At 49.6% G+C, this 22,621-nt stretch carries 21 protein-coding genes, 1 riboswitch and 1 other annotated feature; of the genes, 15 read left to right on the top strand and 6 right to left on the bottom strand.

The features are described from left to right. Window positions 1-101: 101 nt before the first annotated feature. On the bottom strand, window positions 102-2,816 hold the full coding sequence (gene adhE, locus L6J37_RS03465) for a bifunctional acetaldehyde-CoA/alcohol dehydrogenase (protein WP_192015242.1): 2,715 nt from the start codon (window positions 2,814-2,816) through the stop codon (window positions 102-104). Window positions 2,817-3,464: 648 nt separating this feature from the next. Here adhE and L6J37_RS03460 point away from each other — a divergent pair. After that, on the top strand, window positions 3,465-4,313 hold the full coding sequence (locus tag L6J37_RS03460) for an ion transporter (protein WP_192015241.1): 849 nt from the start codon (window positions 3,465-3,467) through the stop codon (window positions 4,311-4,313). An 88-nt stretch (window positions 4,314-4,401) separates the two neighbouring features. Here L6J37_RS03460 and cysS read toward each other — a convergent pair whose 3' ends face one another. Further along, on the bottom strand, window positions 4,402-5,781 hold the full coding sequence (gene cysS, locus L6J37_RS03455; RefSeq protein ID WP_192015240.1) for a cysteine--tRNA ligase: 1,380 nt from the start codon (window positions 5,779-5,781) through the stop codon (window positions 4,402-4,404). A 243-nt stretch (window positions 5,782-6,024) separates the two neighbouring features. Here cysS and L6J37_RS03450 point away from each other — a divergent pair, with 243 nt between their 5' ends. From L6J37_RS03450 to hisIE, 12 genes are all read left to right on the top strand, one after another. Further along, window positions 6,025-6,522, top strand: coding sequence for a peptidylprolyl isomerase (locus L6J37_RS03450; RefSeq protein WP_192015239.1), 498 nt, complete (start codon window positions 6,025-6,027; stop codon window positions 6,520-6,522). Between the two features lie 47 nt (window positions 6,523-6,569). Beyond that, window positions 6,570-7,310 (top strand): UDP-2,3-diacylglucosamine diphosphatase, encoded by a 741-nt coding sequence (gene lpxH / locus L6J37_RS03445; RefSeq protein ID WP_192015238.1) that lies wholly within the window; start codon window positions 6,570-6,572, stop codon window positions 7,308-7,310. Window positions 7,311-7,609: 299 nt separating this feature from the next. Then, entirely contained in the window at window positions 7,610-8,824 is a 1,215-nt protein-coding gene (locus L6J37_RS03440) for an EAL and HDOD domain-containing protein (protein WP_192015371.1), read from the top strand. Next, window positions 8,825-9,313 carry a YchJ family protein gene (locus tag L6J37_RS03435; RefSeq protein ID WP_218383015.1) on the top strand — a complete coding sequence of 163 codons (489 nt, stop codon included), beginning with the start codon at window positions 8,825-8,827 and terminating at the stop codon, window positions 9,311-9,313. Window positions 9,314-9,469: 156 nt separating this feature from the next. Further along, window positions 9,470-9,609: a sequence feature (His leader region), on the top strand. 47 nt (window positions 9,610-9,656) lie between these two features. Continuing rightward, entirely contained in the window at window positions 9,657-10,553 is an 897-nt protein-coding gene (hisG, locus tag L6J37_RS03430) for an ATP phosphoribosyltransferase (protein ID WP_192015236.1), read from the top strand. A gap of 5 nt (window positions 10,554-10,558) precedes the next feature. After that, window positions 10,559-11,875 (top strand): histidinol dehydrogenase, encoded by a 1,317-nt coding sequence (hisD, locus tag L6J37_RS03425; RefSeq protein ID WP_218383014.1) that lies wholly within the window; start codon window positions 10,559-10,561, stop codon window positions 11,873-11,875. Between the two features lies 1 nt (window position 11,876). After that, window positions 11,877-12,932 (top strand): histidinol-phosphate transaminase, encoded by a 1,056-nt coding sequence (gene hisC, locus L6J37_RS03420; protein WP_192015234.1) that lies wholly within the window; start codon window positions 11,877-11,879, stop codon window positions 12,930-12,932. 17 nt (window positions 12,933-12,949) lie between these two features. Further along, window positions 12,950-14,020 carry a bifunctional histidinol-phosphatase/imidazoleglycerol-phosphate dehydratase HisB gene (gene hisB, locus L6J37_RS03415; protein ID WP_370630657.1) on the top strand — a complete coding sequence of 357 codons (1,071 nt, stop codon included), beginning with the start codon at window positions 12,950-12,952 and terminating at the stop codon, window positions 14,018-14,020. Continuing rightward, window positions 14,020-14,652, top strand: a complete 633-nt coding sequence (hisH, locus tag L6J37_RS03410) for an imidazole glycerol phosphate synthase subunit HisH (protein WP_192015233.1) — start codon at window positions 14,020-14,022, stop codon at window positions 14,650-14,652. The genes hisB and hisH overlap by 1 nt, the downstream gene beginning before the upstream one ends. A 17-nt stretch (window positions 14,653-14,669) precedes the next feature. Continuing rightward, complete coding sequence (gene hisA, locus L6J37_RS03405; protein WP_218383013.1) at window positions 14,670-15,404, top strand: 1-(5-phosphoribosyl)-5-[(5-phosphoribosylamino)methylideneamino]imidazole-4-carboxamide isomerase; 735 nt, start codon at window positions 14,670-14,672, stop codon at window positions 15,402-15,404. A gap of 13 nt (window positions 15,405-15,417) precedes the next feature. Next, entirely contained in the window at window positions 15,418-16,191 is a 774-nt protein-coding gene (gene hisF, locus L6J37_RS03400) for an imidazole glycerol phosphate synthase subunit HisF (RefSeq protein ID WP_218383010.1), read from the top strand. Next, window positions 16,188-16,820 (top strand): bifunctional phosphoribosyl-AMP cyclohydrolase/phosphoribosyl-ATP diphosphatase HisIE, encoded by a 633-nt coding sequence (gene hisIE / locus L6J37_RS03395; RefSeq protein WP_218383006.1) that lies wholly within the window; start codon window positions 16,188-16,190, stop codon window positions 16,818-16,820. Before hisF ends, hisIE begins: the two co-directional genes overlap by 4 nt. Window positions 16,821-16,904: 84 nt before the next feature. Here the strand turns inward: hisIE and L6J37_RS03390 are convergent, their stop codons facing one another. Together L6J37_RS03390 and L6J37_RS03385 are read right to left on the bottom strand one after the other, a co-directional pair. Continuing rightward, complete coding sequence (locus L6J37_RS03390) at window positions 16,905-17,507, bottom strand: thymidine kinase (RefSeq protein ID WP_237794131.1); 603 nt, start codon at window positions 17,505-17,507, stop codon at window positions 16,905-16,907. Between the two features lie 187 nt (window positions 17,508-17,694). Next, window positions 17,695-19,281, bottom strand: a complete 1,587-nt coding sequence (locus tag L6J37_RS03385; protein ID WP_237794129.1) for a Na+/H+ antiporter NhaC family protein — start codon at window positions 19,279-19,281, stop codon at window positions 17,695-17,697. Between the two features lie 105 nt (window positions 19,282-19,386). Further along, a riboswitch (Lysine riboswitch) is annotated at window positions 19,387-19,566 on the bottom strand. Between the two features lie 374 nt (window positions 19,567-19,940). On the opposite strand from L6J37_RS03385, the gene L6J37_RS03380 reads away from it, so the two are divergent. After that, a complete protein-coding gene (locus tag L6J37_RS03380) occupies window positions 19,941-20,333 on the top strand; it encodes an H-NS family histone-like protein (RefSeq protein WP_027253473.1) in 393 nt (130 codons plus the stop codon). A gap of 108 nt (window positions 20,334-20,441) precedes the next feature. On the opposite strand, the gene L6J37_RS03375 is transcribed toward L6J37_RS03380, so the two are convergent. Both L6J37_RS03375 and L6J37_RS03370 read right to left on the bottom strand, forming a co-directional pair. After that, window positions 20,442-21,413, bottom strand: a complete 972-nt coding sequence (locus tag L6J37_RS03375) for a lytic murein transglycosylase (RefSeq protein ID WP_237794128.1) — start codon at window positions 21,411-21,413, stop codon at window positions 20,442-20,444. 16 nt (window positions 21,414-21,429) lie between these two features. Then, window positions 21,430-21,711: a YcgL domain-containing protein gene (locus L6J37_RS03370; protein WP_192015226.1), complete on the bottom strand. Its 282-nt coding sequence runs from the start codon at window positions 21,709-21,711 to the stop codon at window positions 21,430-21,432. Window positions 21,712-21,949: 238 nt separating this feature from the next. Here L6J37_RS03370 and minC point away from each other — a divergent pair, with 238 nt between their 5' ends. Then, the gene (gene minC, locus L6J37_RS03365; RefSeq protein WP_161446324.1) at window positions 21,950-22,612 is read left to right on the top strand and encodes a septum site-determining protein MinC; all 663 of its coding nucleotides are present in this window, start codon (window positions 21,950-21,952) and stop codon (window positions 22,610-22,612) included. The last annotated feature ends 9 nt before the right edge of the window (window positions 22,613-22,621 follow it).

Raw genomic sequence — 22,621 nt, 5'->3', positions numbered from 1 at the left:
TCTTTGTCCTCGCAATCTACTAATGCCATAGGCCGTAATCTGCAAATGGTATAAAAAAACCCGCCAGATGGCGGGTTTTTGTTTCACTCAGCGATAGGCTATCAAGCCTTAGCCGCAACCTTCTTGCTTCGGGCCGCAGGAGCAGCCTGAATGACTTCCGCAGGTTTTTGATCTGCATTCTTCTTAATCACAGTCGTGCCTTCAAAGGTTTCGCCTTCGACATACGCCTTTCCGTAATAAGAAGCCAGTAGCACCTCTTTCAGCTCTGCAATCAGCGGATAACGCGGGTTCGCGCCGGTGCACTGATCATCAAAGGCTTCGACAGCCAGTTCATCCAGTTTCGCCAGGAAGTCAGATTCTGATACCCCTGCCGCCTGAATTGACTTAGGAATATCCAAATCGTCTTTCAGTGCATCCAGCCAGCTCAGCAAGCGCTCAATTTTCTGTGCGGTACGGTCACCGGGCTGAGAAAGGCCCAGGTGATCAGCCACTTCGGCATAGCGACGACGAGCTTGCGGGCGGTCGTACTGAGAGAAAGCCGTCTGCTTGGTTGGATTGTCGTTCGCGTTATAGCGCACCACATTCGCAATCAGCAAGGCATTTGCCAGACCATGTGGAATATGGAACTCAGCACCTATCTTGTGTGCCATAGAGTGACAGACGCCCAGGAACGCATTGGCAAAAGCAATACCGGCGATGGTTGCCGCGTTATGGACTTTCTCACGGGCAATCGGGTCTTTCGCACCGTTGGCATAGCTGGAAGGCAGGTATTGCTTGAGCAGTTGCAGTGCCTGCAATGCCTGGCCATCTGAATACTCGTTTGCCAGCACAGACACATAGGCTTCCAACGCATGGGTCACAGCGTCATAACCACCAAACGCAGTCAGTGATTTTGGCATGTTCATTACCAGATTGGCATCAACGATTGCCATCTGAGGTGTCAGCTCATAATCAGCCAGCGGGTATTTCGCGCCTGTTTCATCATCGGTGACGACCGCAAACGGCGTCACTTCAGACCCCGTCCCTGACGTGGTTGTAATACAAACCAACTCTGCTTTTTTACCCATTTTCGGGAATTTGTAGATACGTTTACGGATATCCATAAAGCGCATCGCCAGCTCTTCGAAGTGGGTATCCGGATGTTCATACATCACCCACATGATTTTCGCGGCGTCCATCGGTGAACCGCCACCCAGTGCAATGATCACATCAGGCTGGAAGCTCTTCATGGCTTCCGCACCTTTTTTGACGATCGTCAGTGTTGGATCGGCTTCCACATCGTAGAAAGCATGGACATCTATGCCCTGTGCTTTGAGCAGCGTCATCACTTCATCGGCATAGCCGTTGTTAAACAGGAAACGGTCGGTCACCAGAAAGGCACGTTTCTTATCTTCCAGATCCGTCAGCGCCACAGGCAGGCTGCCACGGCGGAAATAGATCGACTTAGGCAGTTTATGCCACAGCATATTTTCAGCTCGCTTCGCCACTGTTTTCTTGTTAATCAAATGTTTAGGCCCGACGTTTTCAGAGATAGAGTTCCCCCCCCAAGAACCGCAGCCTAAAGTCAAAGATGGTGCTATGTTGAAGTTGTACAGATCACCGATACCGCCGTGGGTGGTTGGGATGTTCACCAGAATACGCGCGGTTTTCAGCTTATCGCCAAAGTACTTAATGCGCTCTTCATTGACATCCTGGTTGGTATATAAACCCGAGGTATGACCAATACCGCCAAGGTCAACCATCTTACAGGCCATATCTACCGCATCTTCAAAGGTTTTGGCACGGAACATCCCCAGGGTTGGCGACAGTTTCTCATGGGCAAACTCTTCATCGATCGTGATGGCCTCGCCTTCACCAATCAGTACCTTGGTATCAGAAGGAACCGACACCCCTGCCATTTCAGCAATTTTTGTAGCAGGCTGGCCCACGATATTGGCGTTCAGATTACCTTCAATCAAAATCACTTTGCGGACTTTGTCGGCCTCTTCTTTGCTCAGCACATACCCTTTGTGGCTGGCAAAACGCGCCTTCACTTCGTCATAGATTTCATCCATTACGATTACGGCCTGCTCTGAGGCACACACCACGCCATTATCAAATGTCTTAGACATCAGCACAGATGCCACCGCACGTTTTACATCGGCCGTTTCGTCAATCACCACAGGCACATTACCTGCGCCGACGCCAATGGCCGGTTTGCCAGACGAGTAAGCCGCTTTCACCATGCCCGGACCACCGGTGGCCAGAATCAGGTTTAGGTCTGGGTGCTTCATCAGGGCATTGGACAACTCAACCGAAGGCTGATCGATCCAGCCAATGATATCTTTAGGTGCGCCAGCCGCGACGGCGGCATCCAATACCAGTTTCGCCGCAGCGTTGGTCGATTCTTTCGCCCGTGGGTGCGGAGAGAAAATAATACCGTTACGGGTTTTGAGTGAAATCAGAGATTTGAAGATAGCGGTTGAAGTTGGGTTTGTCGTCGGCACAATGCCGCAGATGATACCGACAGGCTCTGCGATGGTGATGGTGCCGAACTCATCGTTCTCCTCCAGAATGCCGCAGGTCTTTTCGTCTTTGTATTTGTTGTAAATAAATTCAGAGGCAAAGTGGTTTTTGATCACCTTGTCTTCAACGATCCCCATGCCAGACTCTTGTACGGCTTGCTGGGCCAGAGGAATACGGGCATTGTTTGCCGCCAGAGAGGCGGCACGGAAAATCTTGTCTACTTGCTCCTGCGAGTAGGTGGCAAAAATCTTCTGTGCTGCTTTTACACGGGCAACCATTGCATCGAGTTCTGCCAAATTCGTTACAGGCATAGTCAAACTCCTAACTTTAAGATTGAAAACTTTTTAGTAAGGATACGTCTCTGATTCCTTGCCATGAGAGCGCTTATCGCCGATTGAGCACACTTAGTAAATTGCTTTCAAAACTGATTTTATGACTTCATTGCCAGGTGGGGCTTGATCTGGATCATGCTAAACGCATACATCAGAAAGATGTCACCACTCATCAAAAACAAATAAAATCAATTATTTAAAAAGCAACTCAATTAGAATCATTCACAAAACAAATATTTAGACATGCCGCAACATGAAATTAATTTTCATATCGGTAATTTAATTCCCAAAAGTGACAACAGATTGGCTCCCCAAACGGCTACAGGCTCATACCCCATTCTGGGTAGTATTCACGCCACATAAAGCCTAATCCAGTAACGCTCAGAACGACAATGTCATTGAATGACTTTTTGACCACCAATAAGCATCTGAACACATATCATTGATAAATGAAGCCAGAATAGAAAACAAAAACAGTAAAATAGGTGCAGTAAGTCTTACCTTCCCCCTGCTGCTGTAAACCAAATAAGCTCTTACCGGCAGCAGGTACAAACAGCGCGGAAATGGCTCTGGCAAAGGCAGCAACTCTTAAGTATGCTTTATTTTTCAATCACTCAGATGTTAGTTATGTCCCACTCAACAAGAAAAGAAAGACTCTACATCACCATTTTTGGCACCCACACCCCGGCGGGCAAAGCATTTGATATCACATTAATTCTGACCATACTGGCATCGATTATTGTTCTGATGCTCGGGTCTGTCAGCCCGATAAGCCAGAAGTGGGGACAGCTGTTCTACCTGATGGAATGGGGGTTTACGCTGATCTTTACGCTCGAGTATCTGCTCAGGCTGTACTGCTCACCCAAGCCGGCTGCGTATGCCCGGAGTTTTTACGGCATTGTCGATTTTCTTGCCATCTTACCCACCTATCTGGTGTTTCTTTTTCCGGCCGCGCACTATCTGATGGTCATCCGGTTGCTGAGGGTAATGCGTATATTCCGGATCTTAAAACTGGTTAGGTATTTGCAGGATTCTAATTTACTGCTGAGGTCTTTATTACAATCCAGCCGCAAGATCCTGATCTTTTTCACTACTGTCGCAGTGCTGGTGACTGTATTTGGTTCACTCATGTTTGTGATTGAAGGACCAGAACATGGCTTTACCAGCATTCCTTACAGTATTTACTGGGCCATAGTGACCTTAACGACTGTGGGTTATGGTGACCTGGTACCTCAGACGGATCTCGGTAAAACGCTCGCCTCATTCACTATGCTGATGGGCTATTCCATCATCGCCGTTCCCACCGGCATTATCACTGCGGAGATTGGCCATCAGAGTCAGTTACACCGCACCCTGGTGAAGTGCATGAACTGCTCGCGGCCGGGCCATGAAACCGACGCCGTCTTCTGTAAGCATTGCGGCAGTGAACTCGCACATCCCGATGACAGGATCGTCTCAGCGCCTGCCACTAAATGATCCCAGAAAAACGAACACAATCCGCACGCACAAAAAAGCCCTCGCAAGAGGGCTTTTTCACTCAGCTGTCCAAGTGTCTGATAAACAGCTATTTACGACGCCAGATCGTACCTTGCGGACCATCCTCAAGAATGATTCCCATGGCGGTCAGCGTATCACGTGCGGCATCTGCAGCTGCCCAGTCTTTCGCAGCTCGGGCATCCAGACGTTGCTGGATCAGTGATTCAATCTCAGCCACATCGTCTGCCTTTGCACTGCTTTGCAGGAAGGTTTCAGGATCCTGCGCCAGCAATCCCAGTACTTCAGCCAGTGCGCGCAGTTGAGCGCCAAGTGCAGAAGCCGCCTTCAGATCTTCACCTTTCAGGCGATTAATCTCACGCGCCATATCAAACATCACAGAGTAAGCTTCAGGCGTGTTGAAGTCATCATCCATCGCCGTGGTAAAGCGCTCAATGAAGGCTTCACCACCCTGTGCGGCTACATCCGTATCCAGACCGCGCAGTGCCGTATACAGACGCTCCAGCGCAGAGCGTGCCTGCTTCAGGTTCTCTTCGCTGTAATTGAGCTGGCTGCGATAATGGCCAGACATCAGGAAATAACGAACCGTTTCAGCATCGTAATGCTCCAGCACATCACGAATGGTGAAAAAGTTACCCAGTGATTTGGACATCTTCTCACGATCAACCATCACCATACCGCTGTGCATCCAGGTATTCACATACTGGGTATCATGGGCACAGCAGGATTGCGCAATTTCATTTTCGTGATGCGGGAACTGAAGATCAGAGCCGCCGCCGTGAATGTCAAAATGATCGCCCAGAATGGCAGAGTTCATTGCAGAACATTCAATGTGCCAGCCCGGACGGCCAGGTCCCCATGGTGATTCCCAGGTCGGCTCGCCCGGTTTGGACATTTTCCACAGCACGAAATCCAGTGGGCTGCGTTTTGCCGTTTCAATATCAACACGCGCACCGGCCTGCAGCTGTTCCAGATCCTGGCCAGACAACTTACCGTATTCGTCAAACTTACTGACTTCAAACATCACGTCGCCATTGTCTGCCACGTACGCGAAACCGCGTTCGATCAGACGTTCACATAGCGCAACAATTTCCGGAATGAATTTGGTCGCACGAGGCTCAATATCCGGACGCGCCATACCCAAGGCATCAAAATCGGCGTACATTTCGCCGATCAGACGTTCGGTCAGAGAGTCACAGCTTTCACCGTTTTCTGCCGCGCGTTTAATAATTTTATCGTCAATATCTGTGATATTACGGACAAATGTCAGATCATAGCCACTGTAACGCAAGTAGCGTGACACCACGTCGAATGCAACAAAGGTGCGGCCGTGGCCGATGTGACATAAATCGTAAATAGTAACCCCGCAGACGTACATGCCTATTTTGCCAGGCACTATGGGTTTAAATTCCTCTTTTTGTCTTGTCAGTGAGTTATAGATCTTTAACATGTCTGATAATTACTCATTTCGGGGGTTACGATTCAAAGGGCTGATTATACCCAAGTCGCCTCAAGATGCTAGGTTCAGCGCGATTGGCATGGTTAACGGGTGCAGTACCGATTTTACCAATCCCAACCCTCTTCTATAGTTATAGAATTAACTTGGTTCACCTGTATAAACTGTATTGACGCTTTGCCTTAGTTCGTTAGAATTCAGGGTTTAAAGCAATACACTCCAGTTAAGGATAAGCTCATGGTAACGCTTCACACCACTTTTGGTGATATTAAAATCCAGCTCAACACAGAAAAAGCTCCGGAAACCAGTGCGAACTTCCTGCAGTACTGCCGTGACGGTTTCTACAATGGTACGCTGTTTCACCGTGTGATTGACGGCTTCATGGTTCAGGGCGGCGGTATGGCGTCCGGCATGGTTGAAAAAGAAACCCGTGCACCAATCAAGAATGAAGCTAACAATGGTCTGAGCAACAAAACTGGCAGCATCGCGATGGCCCGCACCATGGAGCCACATTCCGCAAGCTCTCAATTCTTCATCAACGTGAATGATAACAACTTCCTAGATTTCAAATCTGAAACACCAGATGGTTGGGGATACTGCGTATTTGGTGAAGTGGTTGAAGGTATGGATATCGTCAACAAGATCAAAGCGGTTGCGACAGGTAACTGGGGCTATGTCCATCAGGACGTGCCGGTTGAAGAAGTTGTCATCAATTCTGTTACCATCGAAGAATAATTCCCTGCCAAGGTGGCCGTTCATACCGGCCACCTGTCTCAATACTTATGACCATATGTTTTATAGCTGATTTGCACCTGAGTGCGGATCGCCCTGATATTACCGATTGTTTTCTGCACTTTATGTCAACCGAGGCAACCCAATGCGAAGCACTCTATGTGTTGGGCGATCTGTTTGAAATGTGGATTGGTGATGACGACGACAATGCCTTTCACCGCCAGATCAAATGTGCATTTAAAGCATTGACGGATTCCGGTGTGCCCTGTTTTTTCATTCATGGCAACCGTGATTTCCTGATCGGCAAGCAATTCAGCCGTGAAACAGGCGTCATGTTATTACCAGAGCACACTGTGATTGACCTGTACGGTACGCCAACGCTGATTTTGCATGGTGACACTTTGTGTACCCTGGATGAAAGCTATCAGCGTTACCGGAAAAAAGTCCATAACCCATTTATTCAATGGCTATTTTTGCGCCTACCGCTGGCATGGCGCCAGGCTGTTGGCCGCAAGATGCGCTCTGGCAGCAGTAGCAACAATCAGATGAAGTCCTATGACATCATGGATGTGACGCCACAAGCTGTCACTGATTTAATGTCAGAACACCAAGTGACCCATATGATTCATGGCCATACCCATCGCCCGGCCGTTCATGATTTAACCATTGATGGGCAGCAGGCCACCCGGACCGTGCTGGGTGACTGGTATGATCAGGGTTCCGTTCTGCTCTGCACAGCTGCCGGTTGCCAGCTGCAAATGCGCAGCTTCAGAATGGCTGACCAAAACTAGCGATACATATTCACACTCACACACAACCCGGTGATTCATAACCAGAGGCTGAATTCGGGTCGACACCGGGCATTACTTTTACTTATCAATCTTATCTTTTGGGCTTAAGATCACAAGCCGCGCAATTTCTCAGCGAAAGGTCACAACCAGTGGAAAATTCTACTGCTAATGTTACGCAACGGTGATAATTATTAGTAATATACTGGTTCACTCCTGTCATGCGGACTATTCACCAAAGAGAATCACTGGCAATGCAAGCCCTCGCCAACACAACGATAACCATAAACAGTGCTGATATCATGTATTCTTATCTTGCCCGGCAGCCCGTTTTAGATCGCGAAAAAACGACTATTGGCTACGAATTGCTCTTTCGCGACGGGCCCAAAAATTGTTTCCCGGATGTGCCGCCCGAAGAGGCAACAAATCGCTTGTTACTGAACAATTTCTTCTCTAACGGTTCAAACGATGTATGCAGCGGCAAACTCGCCTTTGTCAACTTTCCTGAAAAAAGCCTGCTTAAAGGTACACCTCTTCTTTTTCCATCCCATACTTTTGTAATTGAAGTGCTGGAAGACTGCACCCCCTCAGATACGCTTCTGGAAACGGTTAAAGACCTTTATCAGCGTGGCTACCAGATAGCACTGGACGATTTTAACCCGAGCGTAGAATGGAACCGGTTTTTGCCTTTCGTCCACATCATTAAATTTGATTTACAACTGACGCCTATTGATAAAGCGCGATTTTTTATTCGCCGCCACAAAGACAAGCCAATTCAGTTTCTGGCTGAAAAAGTGGAAACCTACGCCGAATTCAAAGAAGCCAAAGCGGCGGGATTTCATCTGTTTCAGGGGTATTTCTTCAGCAAGCCCGAAATGATGCAGCAAAAGACACTCAGCCCTTCGGCGCTGACGACGCTGAGGCTCTACCAGCAGATCTGTCAGGATGTGGTGAACTTTGATGAGGCGGAGGAGATCATTGCGACCGATTTGTCCTTATCGTACAAGTTATTACGCCATGTGAATGCCATCACCTCAAACCGTGCTGTGCCCATTTCCTCCTTCAAGCAGGCACTCATTTATCTGGGGGAAGAAAGGCTTCGCCGCTTTATCAGTTTTGTGGCAACCTCACACGTTACCCGTGACAAGCCGTCATCACTCTACTGCCTGTCTTTGCAACGGGCCCATCTGTGCGAACTGCTGGCCGCTGACATTTCCCCGAAATTAAATGGCAACCGTGCTTTTCTGACGGGGCTTTTCTCGATGCTGGATTCACTGCTTGATCAGCCGCTCGATGTGTTGATCCCTATGCTGCCGCTCGATATCAGCATTCAGGACGCCTTGATTCACCGCAGCGGAAAACTGGGATACCTGCTGTCACTGGTGTGCGCCTATGATCATGCCGATTGGGATCAGGTGGATAGCATGTGCTCTAAACTGGGTCTGGAGAGTGAACATGTTGCGAACCGCTACCTGGAATCTTTAGAATGGGTGACCAGCATAGAAGAACTGCAATAAATGATGACAAACACACAATTATGTCCTTGTGGCAGCCAGCAACCTTTATCCAGCTGCTGCCAGCTTGTCCACCAGAATCCATCAATGGCCCTGCATCCTGAACAGCTCATGCGCGCCCGATACAGCGCGCATGTTCTGGGACTGGTCGATTTTGTCGTCGCGACTTACCACCCCAGTTGTCAGGCAGAACAATATCGCGACGCCATCGCAGACTCCATCAATAGTGAATGGCTTGGGCTTGAGGTCGTCAGTAGCCAGATCGCCAGCGATACCCAAGGCTATGTCGAATTCAAAGCCTTTTACCGTGACGAAAACCAAGAATATTGCCTGCACGAAAAGTCACGATTTTTACGTGAAATGATCGGAAACAGCCCACAATGGTTCTATATCGACGGCGAGTATCCGGAAGCAACCGAACCGCTGAAAGTGGGCCGGAATGATCCCTGCACGTGCGGTAGCGGCAAGAAGTTTAAAAAATGCTGTATGTAAGCTAATCCCCGTGTGGCATTCAGCACAAAGAAATTTCCAAAATGTACTAATTAACTATTGCAAAACCGCCGTAGCTTGGTTAGTGTGAATAACAAGTCCACAGTCAATAATGATTTAGACAGAGTACATAATTATGCGTATCCAAATGGTAAACCTACACCACCATCATCATCCTGATTAGTCTTTCAGGAGGATACGCCTCACTCTGGAAGACGACAATTCGCCTCTTCCAGCGGTCGCTACATATAAGCAGCATTCAGACCCCCGGAAGAGAAATCTTCCGGGGGTTTTTCGTTTTAGCACTGAATTTAAAAGATAAATTAAGCATATAGGGAATGTCATCATGCAAACACAACGACTACGCATTGCTATCCAGAAGAAAGGACGACTGAGCACTGAATGTAAAGATCTCCTGAAGCGCTGCGGTGTAAAATTCAATCTGATCGGTGAGCGCCTTGTGGTTCACTGTGAAAACATGCCCATCGACCTGCTGCTGGTTCGTGATGATGACATTCCCGGCCTGATTATGGATGGTGTCGTTGATCTGGGCTTCATTGGTGAAAATGAACTGGAAGAAGTCGGGCTTGAGCGTGCGGCGCGGGGTGAACCCAGCCACTACGAGATGCTGCGTCGCCTGGATTTCGGTGGCTGCCGTCTGTCTATTGCGATTGATAAAGATGAGGAATACCTAGGTCCGCAAGATCTGCAAGGTAAGCGCATTGCCACTACCTATCCACAACTGGTGAAGCGCTACATGACAGAGCAGGGTGTGACATTCAGCACCTGCATGCTCAATGGCTCAGTCGAAGTTGCACCACGTGCCGGTCTGGCCGATGCCATCTGTGACCTGGTTTCCACCGGTGCGACACTCGAGGCCAACGGCCTGAAAGAAGTCGAAGTGATCCTGCAGTCTAAAGCGGTACTGATTCAGCGTTCTGGTGATTTCAGCGCCGACAAACAAGCGTTGATCGAGCGTCTGTTAACCCGTATGCAAGGTGTGATTCAGGCCAAAGAGTCGAAATACATCATGCTGCACGCACCGACTGAGTGCCTGGAACAAGTGACAGCCTTACTGCCTGGCGCGGAAGACCCTACCGTACTGCCGCTGTCTCACGACAAAAGCCGCGTCGCCGTTCACCTTGTCAGCTCAGAAAATCTGTTCTGGGAAACCATGGAACAACTGAAAGCGCTGGGCGCCAGCTCAATTCTCGTTCTGCCAATTGAGAAAATGATGGAGTAAGCACCATGAAGACGGTTGTATGGCAATCTCTGAGTGAACAGCAGCGTGAATCATTACTGCAACGCCCGGCCATCACAGCAGGCGAGAATGTGACGGCAATTGTCAAAGACATCATTACAGATGTTCGCGAACGCGGTGATGAGGCCTTGCTGGAGCTGGCAGAAAAATTCGATAAAGTCCGCCCGGAATCAATCAAAGTCAGCCAGGAAGAGATTCAGGCCGCCGCTGACAGACTGTCTGAGGACATGAAACAGGCACTGCAACAGGCATACGCCAACATCGCCAAGTTCCATAAAGCGCAAAAAACCAAGCCACTGCAGGTTGAAACACAACCCGGTGTTATCTGTGAGCAGGTCACCCGGCCCATTAATGCCGTGGGTCTGTACATTCCGGGAGGCAGCGCCCCCTTACCGTCGACTGTGTTGATGCTGGGCGTGCCGGCACAAATTGCCGGATGCCGGCGTGTGGTGCTTTGTTCGCCCCCGCCTATCGCCGATGAGATTCTGTATGTCGCCCAACTGTGCGGCATTACCGATGTCTACAATGCCGGTGGTGCGCAGGCTGTCGCCGCCATGGCATACGGCACCGAATCAGTATCCAGAGTCGACAAAATTTTCGGCCCCGGTAATGCGTTTGTTACCGAGGCCAAACGTCAGGTCAGCAATGATTTTAATGGCGCCGCCATTGACATGCCTGCCGGCCCGTCTGAAGTCATGGTCATTGCCGACAGTGGCGCTGATCCGGATTTTATCGCTGCTGATTTGCTCAGTCAGGCTGAGCACGGACCAGATTCACAGGTTGTGCTGGTTACCCCTGAGCCAAGTATTGCCGACCGCGTCGCTGACGCCATTGCAAAACAGCTCAGCAGTTTGTCCCGTGCCGATATTGCCCGCCAGGCACTCGGCTCGAGCCTGATGATCATTGCCGACAGCATCACTCAGTGCGTGTCTATCTCAAATCACTACGGACCTGAGCATCTGATTGTTCAGACCCGTAACCCGCGTGATTTAGTGCCTCTGCTGGATAACGCCGGCTCGATTTTCCTGGGGCACTGGTCGCCGGAATCCGTAGGCGATTACGCCTCAGGCACCAACCACGTATTGCCTACTTATGGTTATACCAAAACGTATTCCAGCCTGGGTCTGGCCGACTTTACCAAGCGTATGACGGTGCAGGAGCTCAGTGCCGATGGTCTGCTGGAACTGGCGCCGACGGTGGAAACCATGGCAACCGCAGAAGGTCTGGACGCACACCGCCGTGCCGTCAGCATCCGGGTAGAAAAAATCAAACAATCACGCTCATCGACGTTGAAAGAGGCTTAAGATGAACCCTGAATTACTGGCTCGTAAAACCGTTCGCGAACTCACGCCATACCAGTCTGCCCGCCGCCTTGGCGGCAGTGGTGACATCTGGCTGAATGCCAACGAGTCGCCGTTCGTCAATGAATACAAGATTCAGTGTGACCGCCTGAACCGCTACAGCTCCTGCCAGCCAGAAGCGCTGATTCAGGCCTATGCCGATTATGCGCGTGTCGATAAATCCCAGGTGCTGACTTCGCGTGGGGCTGACGAAGGCATTGAGTTGCTGGTCCGCACTTTCTGTGAGCCTAAGCAAGACAGCATTCTTTACTGCCCGCCGACTTACGGCATGTACAGCATCAGTGCCGAGACCTTTGATGTGGGGGTCAAGCAGGTACCGCTGACCGCTGACTGGCAGCTGGATTTACCTTCGATTGCCGATAACCTGGACGGCGTCAAACTGGTCTTTGTCTGCAGCCCTAACAACCCGACCGGCAACCTCATTCGCCGTGATGACATTATTACGCTGCTGAACATGACGCAAGACAAAGCCCTGGTGGTGATGGACGAAGCCTATATCGATTTCTGTCCGGAAGCTTCCACGGTTGATTTGCTGGCACAGTTCCCGAACCTGGTGATCCTGCGTACCCTGTCTAAAGCCTTTGCCCTGGCTGGCCTGCGTTGTGGCTTCACACTGGCCAACTCAGTGGTGATTGATTTGCTGCTGAAAGTGATAGCGCCTTACCCGGTACCTATCCCTGTGGCGGATATTGCGGTTCAGGCACTGTCGCCCGCCGGTCTGGCCAGAACCAAATTTCAGGTGCTCGATCTGAGCGCAAACCGGGCTTACCTGCAAGCTGGACTGGGTATGTTACCGGGTGTGACGGTATACGACGGCTATGGTAACTATCTGCTGGTACGTTTTCCTGACGGTGATGCCATGTTCAAAGCCCTGTGGGATAACGGCATTATTCTGCGCCGCTCTCCGATCGAGAACTGTATCCGTATCAGTATTGGCAGCCGGGATGAATGCGAGAAGACCCTGGCCTTCATCCGCACTCAGCTGGAAAAGATTTCGTAATTTGGAAGGATTCTATTGTGAGCAAGGAAAAAATTCTCTTTATTGATCGCGACGGCACTTTGATTGCCGAACCGCCGGTAGACTTCCAGGTCGATCGGCTGGACAAACTTGAGCTGGAGCCCTTCGTCATCCCTGCCCTGCTAAAACTGCAGGATGCAGGCTATAAACTGGTCATGGTGACCAATCAGGACGGACTGGGCACAGACAGTTACCCGCAGGCTGACTTTGATGCTCCGCACAATATGATGATGGCCATTTTCGAGTCTCAGGGAGTTCGCTTCGATGATGTGCTGATCTGCCCGCATTTTGAACACGACAACTGCAGTTGCCGCAAGCCCAAGCTCGGCCTGGTCAAAGACTACCTGCAACAAGGCCGTGTCGATTTTGCCACCTCTGCGGTTATCGGCGATCGCCAGACCGATCTGCAACTGGCCGGCAACATGGCTATCCGGGGTATCCAGTACCAGCGTGAAAGCCTGAACTGGCAGCAGATAGTGGCCGATCTCACCACCCGTCCCCGCATTGCCGAAGTGGTCCGCAAGACCAAAGAAACCGACATCAGAGTGAAGGTCAATCTGGATCAGTCCGGCGGCAACGTGATTCAGACCGGTCTGGGCTTTTTCGATCACATGCTGGATCAGATTGCGACTCACGGCGGCTTCCAGCTCATCCTGACAGTGGATGGCGACCTGCACATTGATGACCACCACAGTGTGGAAGACACCGCACTGGCACTGGGCCAGGCGCTGAAAGAAGCGCTGGGCGACAAACGCGGCATCGGCCGCTTTGGCTTCAGTCTGCCAATGGACGAATGCCTGGCTCAGTGTGCGCTGGACTTATCCGGCCGCCCCTATCTGAAATTCGATGCCAAGTTCAGCCGTGAAAACGTCGGTGATCTGTCAACGGAAATGGTCCCGCACTTCTTCCGCTCCCTGACCGATACACTGGCCTGCACGCTGCACCTTTCTTCCGATGGCAACAACGATCACCACATCGTTGAAAGCCTGTTTAAAGCCTTTGGCCGTACCTTGCGCCAGGCCATTAAAGTGGAAGGCAACGAGCTGCCGAGCAGTAAAGGGGTGCTGTAATGACTGATTCAACTCAGAAAGTTGTCATCATTGATACAGGGTGCGCCAACGTGTCATCCGTGCGATTTGCCATTGAGCGTTTGGGTTATCAAGTGACCGTCAGCCGGGATCCTGAGATTGTACTGGCGGCAGATAAACTCTTCCTGCCCGGTGTAGGGACCGCCAGCGAGGCTATGAAAAACCTGGCCGAGCGCGACCTAATCACACTGGTAAGCCAGGTCGACAAACCCTTGCTGGGTATCTGTCTGGGCATGCAGCTGCTGGGTGACTACTCAGAAGAACAAGGCCTGAATGGTACAGAACGCGTGCCCTGTCTGAAGCTTTGTCCGGCACCGGTGCAGAAAATGCGCACCGGTGAGCTGCCCTTACCGCACATGGGATGGAATACCATTACTCCGGAAGAGGGCCACCCATTATTTAACGGCATCCCTGCTGGCAGTTATTTCTATTTCGTCCACAGCTACGCCATGCCGGCGTTTAACACCGAGCAAGGCAGAACGATAGCCAGCTGTGAATACGGCCAGCCATTTACTGCCGCAGTGCAAAGCGGTAATTACTACGGTGTGCAGTTTCACCCTGAACGTTCCGGTAAAACCGGTGCACAACTGATTCAAAACTTTCTCGATATGTAGGACGACAAGGACTGGTTATGATTATTCCCGCACTCGATTTAATAGATGGCCAGGTCGTCCGCCTGTTTCAGGGCGATTACGGTCAGGTAACCGAGTATAAAGTAAACCCCGCAGAACAGTTTGCGCTGTATCATCAGGCAGGGGCTGACTGGCTGCACCTGGTTGATCTGACCGGCGCGAAAGACACCTCTGCTCGCCAGCTCGATTTAATCCGTGCCCTGCTGGCCAGCACGCCTGCCAATATCCAGATTGGAGGCGGCGTTCGCAGCGAGCAAGATGTTGCCGACTTACTGAATGCCGGCGCGCAGCGTGTTGTGATTGGTTCAACCGCGGTTAAACAACCGGAAGTTGTTAAGGCTTGGATGGAAAAATACGGCCCGGAGCGCATCGTACTGGCGCTGGACGTCAACATCGATGACAACGGCCAGCGCAAAGTGGCCGTCTCCGGCTGGCAGGAAGATTCAGGCGTCACCATTGAAGCCCTGATTGAAGACTTCCGCACCGTGGGCCTTAAACATGTTCTGTGTACGGATATCTCCCGCGACGGCACGCTGGCTGGCTCTAATGTCGATTTGTACCGCGACTTATGTGCGCAATACCCAGACGTTCAGTTCCAGTCATCCGGCGGTATCGGATCACTGGATGACATTGCTGCACTGAAAGGCTCAGGCGTTGCCGGCGTGATTGTCGGCCGTGCCCTGCTGGACGGTAAATTTACCGCAGAGCAGGCATTTGCCTGCTGGAACGAGTGACAAGGAGCCTGACATGTTAGCAAAACGCATTATTCCCTGCCTGGATGTCCGTGACGGCCAGGTCGTTAAGGGTGTCCAGTTCCGAAATCACGAAATTATCGGTGACATCGTTCCGCTGGCAAAACGCTACGCGGAAGAAGGGGCCGATGAGTTAGTTTTCTACGATATCACAGCGTCCAGCGATGGCCGTGTCGTTGACAAAAGCTGGGTCGAACGTGTCGCTGAAGTCATCGATATTCCGTTCTGTGTCGCGGGCGGTATTAAATCAGCCGACGATGCCCAGCAAATACTGCAATTTGGCGCGGATAAAATTTCTATCAATTCGCCGGCGTTAGCCAACCCTGCGCTGATCACTGAGCTGGCAGATAAATTCGGTGTGCAGTGTATTGTGGTGGGTATCGATTCTTACTTTGATGCCAAAACCGGTCAGTATCAGGTTTACCAGTTCACCGGTGATGAAAGCCGCACCCAGGTCACCCAGTGGCAAACCGCTGACTGGATTGAGGAAGTGCAGCGCCGCGGGGCAGGTGAAATCGTATTGAACATGATGAACCAGGATGGTGTTCGTCAGGGCTATGATCTGACTCAGCTGAATCTGGTTCGTGACATTTGCAAAGTGCCGCTTATTGCCTCCGGCGGCGCCGGTGAAATGGCGCATTTTGCCGATGCCTTTACTATCGCCGGAGTTGACGGCGCCCTCGCCGCTTCGGTTTTCCACAAGCAAATCATTAACATTGGCGAACTCAAGCAATACCTCAAACAACAACAGGTGGAGATCCGACTATGAGCCTGAGCAGTGAAATTAATTGGGACAAGGTCGACGGTCTGGTCCCCGCCGTAGTGCAGGACAGCCGCAGCGGCCAGGTACTGATGCTGGGCTACATGAATGATGAAGCCCTCAGCAAAACGCTGGATACCCGGCAGGTGACTTTCTGGTCACGCAGCAAACAACGTCTTTGGACTAAAGGCGAGACATCCAGCAATGTGCTGCAACTCAAACAAATTCAGCTCGACTGTGATCAGGATACCCTCCTGGTCAGCGCCGAGCCTGTTGGCCCCACCTGCCATCTCGGTACAACCACCTGTTTCGACAAGGGCAGCACAGACAGCGGAGACACTGCCACCGCCCCCGATCTGGTGTTTCTTCACCGACTGGAGCAAGTGCTGGCAGCCCGCAAAGGCGCCGATCCTGAGTCCTCTTACACCGCCAGCCTTTACGCTCGTGGCACCAAGCGGATTTCGCAGAAGGTGGGCGAAGAAGGCGTTGAAGTCGCGCTTGCGGCAACGGCGGGTGACAAAGAGGAGGTAATTTCCGAATCAGCCGACCTGATGTATCACCTGATAGTGTTGCTTCAGGATCAGGGTCTGAGCCTGTCTGATGTGATTGCCAAACTACAGGAAAGGCACAAAGGCTAAAGTCCGCGACAAGCCTCATTAAAAAAGGAAGCTTCAGCAGCTTCCTTTTATATTTTGTTTTCATTAATTATTACGTTGGCTTTATCAGGCGCTTTTCGCCGCCTGACGAGCTTGATCCATCGCTTCTTTATAATGCTTCCGGCAAACCGATACGTATCTGTCATTACCACCGATTTCAACCTGATCGCCATCTGCAATGGCTTTACCTGACGCATCATGGCGAATCACCATGTTCGCTTTTCGGCCGCAATGACAAACGGTTTTCAGTTCGACCAGTTTATCGGCCCAGGCCAGCAGGTACTGACTACCTTCAAACAGCTCACCACGAAAATCGGTACGCAAGCCATAGCAAAGCACAGGAATATCCAGTTTATCGACCACTTCAGTCAACTGGTGAACCTGATCTTTCGTCAGGAACTGGCATTCATCCATTAACACGCAATCCACTCGTGACAAGCTGTTCATCTGAGACAGCTTATCCCACAGGTTATCTTCCGGGCTATACAGTTCAGCCTCTTCAGACAGACCAATTCTGGAACTGACCTTACCCTGACCAAACCGGTTATCAATGGCTGCGGTAAAAATTACCGGCGACATGCCGCGTTCACGATAGTTAAAAGACGACTGCAACAGCGTCGTCGACTTCCCGGCATTCATCGCCGAGTAATAAAAATACATTTGCGCCATCAGGCTTTCCGCATCACTCTGAATATCGCAAGATGCTACCGAAGAAGAATGCGAATTGGAAGTCTGGCTCCCGGCTTCATGCGGTGAGACCACTTTACGATGAATTACTGTACACAGAGATAAAAAAACCGGCTCAGTGCAGACTAAGCCGGTTCAGTGCCATCTTTCTACGATAGCTAAGCTGCTCTTACGCGCCTTTCAGCGGGCGTTTGGCAATCCAGGCAAGGGATACACAAACCAGTAAGAAAGCGACTGTCGCAGCCACAAAAGACACCGCCAGAGATTCTGTCATCCCTAACACGGTAAAGCCTACTGCAGAAACAAGTGCAACGGACAATGCGTAAGGCAACTGTGTCGACACATGGTCAATGTGATTACAGCGTGCCCCCGTTGAAGACAATATGGTGGTGTCTGAAATAGGTGAACAGTGATCGCCAAAAACAGAACCAGCCAGTACCGCACTGAGCATAGGCAGAATCAGGCTGATGTCAGTTGCCGCAGCCAGATCACCGGCTATCGACAACATAATACCAAAGGTGCCCCAGGACGTACCGGTCGAGAAAGCCATAATACCGGCCAGCAGAAACAGAATCACAGGCAACCAGACAGGGTTAATATTGCCCTGAACCAAAGTCGACAGGAATTTACCTGTTGCCATATCGCTGATTATGCTACCGATTGTCCAGGCAAAAAACAGAATAAGAATGGCACCGAACATGGATTTCGCACCAATCCATAAAGCATGCGCAATGTGCTTTACCGGAATAGCCTGGCGTCCAACGGCAACCAGTGCCGATAATAACCCCAGCAGACCGCCGTAACACAAAGAGGCCCCAACATCGGTAGACTCAAATGCGCCAAGAATAGAAAACGGTTTACCGTCAGCCTGCAAACTCTGATTACCGGTGTAGATCATGAAGAATAATGTGGCTGCCACCAGTACCAGAATAGGAATAATGAGATCGCCCACTTTTCCATTTTCACTTTCTTCTATTTCAAGTTCGTCATTCAAATCTTTGGCTTCGGCATGAACTTCTTCATTGTCAAACCCGCGAGCATGACTGGCCTGAACTTCATGCTTCTTCATCAAACCAACATCTAATTGGAACCAGGCAACAACAAATACCATCAGCAGCGCGAACACAGCGTAAAAATTCATAGGAGCCAGTTGCATGAAGGCGCTCAACGCAGAATATTCAGTCACACCATGTGAAACCAAAATACCCCCCACCACTGTAATGATATATGCCCCCCAACTGGATGCAGGCATCAGTACACACATAGGTGCGGCAGTGGAGTCCAGAATATAAGCCAGTTTTGAGCGGGAAACATAAAAGCGGTCGGTGACTGGCCGGGAAATCGAACCAACCGCCAAGCTGTTGAAATAATCATCAACAAAAATAAACACGCCAAGAAAAGCCGCTAAAAGTTTTGCACCGCGTTTACTTTTAATCTTAGTTTGCGCCCATTGTGCAAAAGCACGCGTACCGCCAGAGAGCGTCAGTAATGCTGTGGTCATGCCTAATAAAAGCAAGAAAGCAACAATACTCATATTCCAGGTATTGATGCTGTCACCATCTATAAACAGCCCTTCAATTTTGTTTCTCAAATAAGAGACAGTATTGAACATACTGAAATCAGTCAGCAATAACGCACCGATCAAAATGCCAATACCCAGCGAGAGAAGCACTCGTCGAGTAAGAATAGCAAGGCTTAACGCCACGAGTGGCGGTAAAATGGAAATGGAGGATTGGGAAAAATCTACTAGGTTCATGATCTCTACTACAACCGATCGTGGTTGGAGATCTACTGTTAAACACGGTACCGATGTCAACCGTGATGGGAAGCGATATAGGAAAGAGACTGATGCCCCTCCCGACCCCACAGTAGCGCTCCATAGTTAATTGTAAGTTACTATGGCAGTGTTGTCCCTTTCAGTGACAACCCCAGCAAGGTGATTTGACAGACCAGCCTTACTTCGGCATTAGCTCCTTTCACTGACGTTCCTCGGGGTCACCTCCCGCCAGTTACTGATAGATAATGCACCTCTACCCTTAGTCAAGGAATCGCGTATTCTACTTTTTGTTATCTGATTTGCAACTACAGAAAGCCAATATCTGCTACTTTGAGTTAATACTACTGCACTAATCTTCTGTATTTACTTACATTTGCGCCCAAAACGCACTGTAAATGAATATGAAATTATTAGCATTACAGCAAGTTAAAATATTCGTACTCCCCCATTTTATTAACAAGCAAAAAAACGAATGGTGCCGCCTTTCATTGTTCAAAGATAAAGTTCAAGTATAAAAAACCGCCTGATTAATAATGCAAACTAACAATTTTATTTGGCAGTTGGGTTTAAAAAGTATTACTATTGCAGATATAAAGTGATTCACTAATAATTAGTATAACGCCAACAGGAAATTTGAAATGTCTGATGCAATGAAAGCGCTATTAAACCTTCGTAGTCTTCGTGCACTTGCTCGTGAATATTCACTGGAGCAACTGAAAGAAGCCCTGGAAAAACTTCAGACCGTGGTTGATGAACGTGAAGAATCAGAAGCGGAAGAAATCGCGAAAGAAAAAGAGCGCGAAGAAAAACTGAAGCAATACCGAGATATGCTACTGGCTGATGGTATTGATCCTGAAGAACTGATGGCAAACATTGGTAAAGCAAAAACCAAGCGTGCAGCTCGCCCGCCTAAATACAAGTTCATCGATGAAAACGGTGAAGAGAAAACCTGGACAGGCCAAGGCCGCACGCCAAGCGCTCTTAAAAAAGCACTGGATGAAGGTAAATCTCTGGACGACTTCAAGCTTTGATCAAACAAGGTTGATCAAGACCAGATCAAAAAACCCGGCATTGCTGCCGGGTTTTTTATTATTCGCAATTAATAACGCATATCGTTTTTTGTTCAGCTAAATCCGCAGCTACCGAATACTGTCTGCCAGTGTACTGACGGCTAACGCAAAATAATGCGACCGGTTCCATTTCAGTAATGTTTGGTAATTACCGTACACTAAGTAAGCTCTGCCATGATTATCGTCTGGTTGCACCAGCCATGCATTGATATCTACCTTAGGTAGTGCAGTGCCATTCAAACGGCGCACACCCAGTTGATCCCACTCAGACAACGTTTTCATCTTTTGGGATTCCACACCTTTCAGGGTGTCGCTCAACCTATCAGGAATACGTACCTGGCGTCCCCATGTGTATTTGTCATCCCAACCTGATTTACTCAGGTAGTTGGCCGCAGAAGCAAAAACATCATCTTCCGTTTTCCAGATATCAGCTTTATCGTCGCCATTTCCGTCAACAGCAAAGGTCAGGTATGAGGTCGGCATAAACTGAGGCTGCCCCATGGCACCGGCCCAGGAGCCTTTCATATCCGCTGCACTAATATGGCCTTGCTGTAAAATAGTTAAAGCCGCCATGACCTGCTCACGGAAGAAGGCTTCACGGCGACCTTCATAAGCAAGCGTCGTCAACGCTTCAATGACATTATACGAGCCGGTTAAGCGACCAAAATTACTTTCCACGCCCCACAATGCCACGATGAACCTGGGCTGAACACCATACTGACGCCCGATTCGCTCCAGTGCCGTTTTATGCTGCTGATAATACTTATTCGCCTGTTCAATTTTCCACTGGGGAACAGCTTTAGGTAAATATTCATCCAGTGTTAACTTCTTTTCTGGCTGATTTTTATCAGCTTTAACTGCACGTTCAATGAATGTGACATCAGCGAAGGCGGACTCAAGAATCGAATCATCTATCCCCTTCTCACGTGCTTCTTGTTTTAGCCCGGAGACATAATTATCAAAACTTTCATCAGCCGATACTATCGGTGATGCAAGGCCTAGTCCTAAGGACACAAAGACAGCTACCCATTGCTTACGCATATCCACCCTTTCATCGTCATGTATTATTTTCTGACTTATTTGCTTTGTATTCGTCTAGAAGGTTAGTCACAGGAGGCGGAATTTGCAGGTAATAACCCTGGGTAGAGAGCAACTCCCGTACCTTATTGATATCCGCCAACGCTAACTTCCTCTCATTACTCAGTTTTAGCACCATAACAAACTGAGGTGTACCAAAAGTGCTCAATAAGGCTTCAGGTACATCTGAAAAATCATCTTTGGTATTGATATATAAATAGGTGTTTTCTTTTTTAGAGCTTTTATAAATTGCACAAAACATGAGCTGACCTGCAGGTTACCAATCACCATTATCTGACCACAAAAAGCAGAAAACATTCCACCCCGAATCAGGATCAGGGTTCCTCTGCGTTCTGCGTTCACCATTGTGGCTATCATTTAAACTTTATACCGAACTCTGACAAGGAGAACTTGCTGAGACCTGCCTGGGAATATAACATGCTATAACCTATGTGATAACGTACCTGAGCGCGAAATTGTCCGCGTAAGATGAATAAGCCATGACAAAAACGGCAGAATTAAAAGGGGGCAGTTACACGCTCTCATCCTTACACTTGGCTGACGGCGGCTTAGAACAGGCAATCAGTTTCCTGAAGGACAAAGTGGAGCAGGCTCCGGCATTCTTTGCCCATGCGCCTCTGGTGATTGATGTCAGCCAGGCTGGCAGGGCACTTGATTTCGAACAACTTCGACAAGGCATTCAGGATGCGGGTATGATCCCCGTCGGGATCAGTGGCTGCAAGCCCTCTCACCTGCAAGCACAGGCGAAATCAGCCGGTTTTGCCATCATGAATGCCGCCAAGCAGGCCCGGGCCACCAGCCCGGTGATGGAGCCAGCAAAAGTGATTCGCACCCCGGTTAGATCGGGGCAACAGATTTATGCAAAAAATTGCGATCTCGTCGTATTGAATCATGTCAGCGCAGGTGCTGAAATTATTGCTGATGGATGTATCCATATTTATGGGTGTTTGCGTGGCCGGGCTATTGCCGGCGCCAGCGGCCAAACTCATGCTCAGATTTTCTGCCATAATTTACAGTCAGAGTTGATATCTATTGCTGGTAATTATTGGCTAAGTGACAAAATTCAAGACGCTTTTTGGGGAAAAAGTGTCGCTATCTCTCTGACTGACAACAATTTAAATATAGAGCATCTGGCTGTATAACTTTGAAAA

Source organism: Photobacterium sp. WH77, from assembly GCF_022014395.1.
Classification (GTDB): Bacteria; Pseudomonadota; Gammaproteobacteria; order Enterobacterales; family Vibrionaceae; genus Photobacterium; species Photobacterium arenosum.
The sequence above is the reverse complement of the archived record's forward strand: the minus strand, read 5'-3'. Positions and strand labels throughout refer to the sequence as shown.